The 3731-nt window shown below is 34.3% G+C and carries 3 protein-coding genes and 1 pseudogene; 2 read left to right on the top strand and 2 right to left on the bottom strand.

Going from position 1 to position 3731, the window contains the following annotated elements:
• A pseudogene (locus tag ACFQZ1_RS10640) lies at nt 1–101 on the bottom strand (recombinase family protein); the annotation flags it as partial.
• A gap of 226 nt (nt 102–327) precedes the next feature.
• Nucleotides 328–795 carry a hypothetical protein gene (locus ACFQZ1_RS10645; RefSeq protein WP_377882179.1) on the bottom strand — a complete coding sequence of 156 codons (468 nt, stop codon included), beginning with the start codon at nt 793–795 and terminating at the stop codon, nt 328–330.
• Nucleotides 796–1458: 663 nt separating this feature from the next.
• Between ACFQZ1_RS10645 and ACFQZ1_RS10650 the strand changes: the two genes are divergently transcribed.
• On the top strand, nt 1459–1935 hold the full coding sequence (locus tag ACFQZ1_RS10650; RefSeq protein WP_377882181.1) for an Imm26 family immunity protein: 477 nt from the start codon (nt 1459–1461) through the stop codon (nt 1933–1935).
• A 99-nt stretch (nt 1936–2034) separates the two neighbouring features.
• Nucleotides 2035–3324, top strand: a complete 1290-nt coding sequence (locus ACFQZ1_RS10655) for an SMI1/KNR4 family protein (RefSeq protein ID WP_377882182.1) — start codon at nt 2035–2037, stop codon at nt 3322–3324.
• Nucleotides 3325–3731 lie beyond the last annotated feature (407 nt).

The following is a 3731-nucleotide window of genomic DNA, read 5'->3' on the forward strand; positions in this document are numbered from 1 at the left end:
TCTTCATATATAATGTCTATTCCAATTTCGTTCATTTGCTGTAATTGTCTCTTTGGGTTCTGATCAACAGAACTTACTCGTACATACCCTATTTTTCTCATATTTTACTCTCCTATTTTGAAACAAGTCATATGGGACACTCTAAAGTACCATTATACCAGGTTCAATAAAATATCCCAATAGGGTTTACTCTATTGAGACAAGGATTTTTACCTTAACGTTGTAAATCCGCAAAATCCTGATGCTACCCCCGGTACCGCTCCAAGGCATTGACAGAACCCAAATAAGGGCAACTACCCTGATCCGGCAGTTACCCCTTAAGAATTTTTAATTATTATTTTTAGAAAGGTATTTTTCTACATCCTTTGAAGCTTTGAAATTAAAATTTATTTTCTTTATTGACTTTTGTAAATTTAAAGTAATATAAGGACTATCTTTATATGTAGTTATTGTAGCTATTTGTTTAAATTTCTTTTCATCACTGTTGGATTCTCCAAGTTTGACTGTTTCCTCTTGGTACATATTATAAATATTCTTCTTTATTGCATTTGAAGGAATATCTGCAATGCTCCATTTATCGAATTCAAATTTATTAACAAATTCAGTTACATCATCTTTATTATCAATAACCTTTAAGATTGATTCCGGGTTATCAGCTGAGACAATTTCTATTTTTCCAGTTTTCTCAAGACCAATGTTTGAGTTTTCCGGCATTTTTTCTTTCTCTTTATTACACCCGATTAAAAGTATAGATATACTAAAAACAAATATTAATAACATACAAATTTTTTTCATGATTACCCCCCAATGAATATCGACCTTATGCTTATCGTAAAGGTGAATTTTAACATCTATTAAATATTATTTCTATATACCTGAGGTCTAAAATTAAGTTCAGCCTTAAGTCTTACATGGGGTACCGCCAGCATTTCGGAAAAAACCCACGCTAAGAGCATGCAAAATTTTATACAAAAAATAGGGAGACATAGGGAACCATCGAGAAGCCAAAAGGCGCACCAGAATAGGAATGTAAGAATCATAGAAAAAGAAAAAGGCGAATCCCTTGTGAGAATAAGGGGACGCCTTTTTCTTTGCTACCTATAATGTTACGTTATGTTAACAGGTCATGTATAGGGTATTCACAAAAACCTCTTCTATTTTCCCTTCCTACATATGGTAAAATTAAACAAAAAGGAGATAGGCAGATATGGGCAAAGCAATAATGTTTTTTAGTCTATTTGTGTTTATGTTTCTGACTGCCAGGATAGTAAGTTTCCTTGGTCATGGAAGGTGGAGTCCTTTTGCAAAGACCACGGTGCAACAAGACCTATATATATGTGTAGGTATAGCGTTAACAGTCACATTGCTTTTCTTTTAAAAATTACAGTAAATGATAGATAATATCCCTCACCAGAGAACGGCGAGAGGGGTTTGCTGTTCATTTTGAAAGGGGATAGGATGATAAATATACAATATCCATTTAGACCAAGGTCAACCAGTTATATGTTGCCAGGGCAATTTTGGACTATCCCGTTAAACGGAGGGAAATTTGCCTGTGGGAGAGTAATTGAGATTGAACCAAACAGTAGGAGAGGATTTTTGGCTGGACTCGTAGATTGGATTGGGGAACATCCACCGACGGAGGATGATTTAAAGCATCGGAAAACAATAAGACAATTTGATGTGCATACTAAGACAATCCATGAAACAGCATTAGATGGCTGTATTACAGGTTACCGTCCTTTGGAATTGGATGGTATTGAATCAGATTACTTTATCTCTCAGATGTTTCATAGTGAAAATTGCATGTTGCAAAAAGGGTACAAGATATTAAGACAGGCAACGAAACAAGAAGCAGAAAAGTATGATGTATTAGGTACTTCTGGGTACTTGGTTATAAAGATTTATGCAGAAAAATTGTTAAAACATGCGTAACTTCCGCTAACGCGAACTATGTAAAGTAAACTATACAAATTAAACAATCTGACAAGTAAAGATGGAGGTATAGAAATTGTACGAGCAGATTTTAAAGGCATGGAAAAATACCTTAGAGAGAGTACAAGAAACAGAAGGAGAAACATTTTTTTAGTTCAATCAGCGGCTGCAATTGAAGAAGTTATAGGAGTTGAAAAGAAATTAGGAATTACTTTGCCATTCAGTTTTAGAGACACTCTCCTCACATTTTCTAAACGTGTAGAGGTCGGATGGTCATTTGCTGATGGCGTCATGTTACCAAAAAAATTTAATGATATATTCTCAGGTGAGATAGCATGGAATCTTCATGAGCTTACTCTTACATTAGATGAGGGAGGGAATCCTGATAAGCTTATCTTCCATTATGCCCCTAATGGTGACTACTGGGCATTAGACATTAGTTTAAATGCCGATGATTGCTCAGTTGTATATTGGGATCATGAGGAAAATACAGTAACACAATTAGCTGATACTTTTATGATGTTTTTACACAGTATTACTGATTTGTATCTCGTCGGTTCTGAGATCTGGCAAATGAGGTATTTTCTAAACAAAAGAGGGCTCGATTCATCAAGTACTAAGGCTAAACAATGGAAAAAGTGGTTCGTAGAATTTAAAACTATTCAAGGTACAGATTTTTATAATGACTTAGACAAGCTTATTATTTATATCCTACATTTTCGCAAGTTAGGGAGACAGGAACTTAAAGCTTTATCCACTTTTGATAAAGAAGTTCTCTTTCAAAAACTTCTTAGCAAAATACAGAAGAGCCATGTAGCAGACCAAAGGTTATTATGTCTAGCCATTGGAGAGGTTTTGAAAGAAGATGTTCAGGAATGGGTTTTATCTCTTTGGAAAAATCCTAGTAAAATACCTTCCGATATGCGCTCCTATCTAACTTCGAGATGTCTACCTAAAGAGCAAGGTCTTGCATTAGTATTAGGATATGTGGAAAATTCTAATCTTGCTGCATATGAAATCAATGATTGTTTAAAGTATTTTCGCTCTAATGAAGTAATTCAATGGATGATAATTCATGCTAAATTGCCATATGAAGGTTGGGATTATCTATTTGCATATTCTAAGCCAACTTGGGAGGATATTAAAACTTGGATGCATCTTGAAAAGAGGCATATGGTTATTGTTATTAATGCTCTAGGCACAATGCTGTTTTTGAGTGAAGAATCTGATGTAGGACTAGGCTATGAGGGGGAACCAATAAAGATTTTTGGTATGCCTAATCGTGAAGAAGTTATTAGGATATTAAATGAGTTTAAAGAAACAGGAAAATTAAAGATGAGACATTATGTTATTGAAGAATTTATAGAGAATATAGATAAATTTTACTAAGTGAACGGGATTGACTACCGATAACAGGAATTACGTGAACAAAAATACCCTCCAGGTTGCTTACTGGAGGGTATTTTTGTAAAATCCTAGATACATTGAATTCTGATAATGTTGGGTTATGTAAACCTGACATGAATATAATATGCACCTAATACCAATCATTGGTCAGCGGAAGCTAGGTAGCAAACTTTTCATATCAAGGGCGATCGGAGGAAGTTTATATACCCTTGATATGGAAAGTTTGCACACAAATTTCAGTAAATTACAAGACGTGAAATAAAATAATTATAACTTTATAATTACTATTGATTACATTTAATTTGTATCCCTAATAGTCAAAGAGAAGGCAGTAAGAGAGTTAATATGTTGCAAGTATTGAGACAAGGAGTGTTATTCGAATGGCAAAC

Origin of the sequence: Bacillus sp. CGMCC 1.60114 (genome assembly GCF_042676365.1) — a bacterium.
GTDB classification, from domain to species: Bacteria; Bacillota; Bacilli; order Bacillales; family Bacillaceae_G; genus Bacillus_A; species Bacillus_A rhizoplanae_A.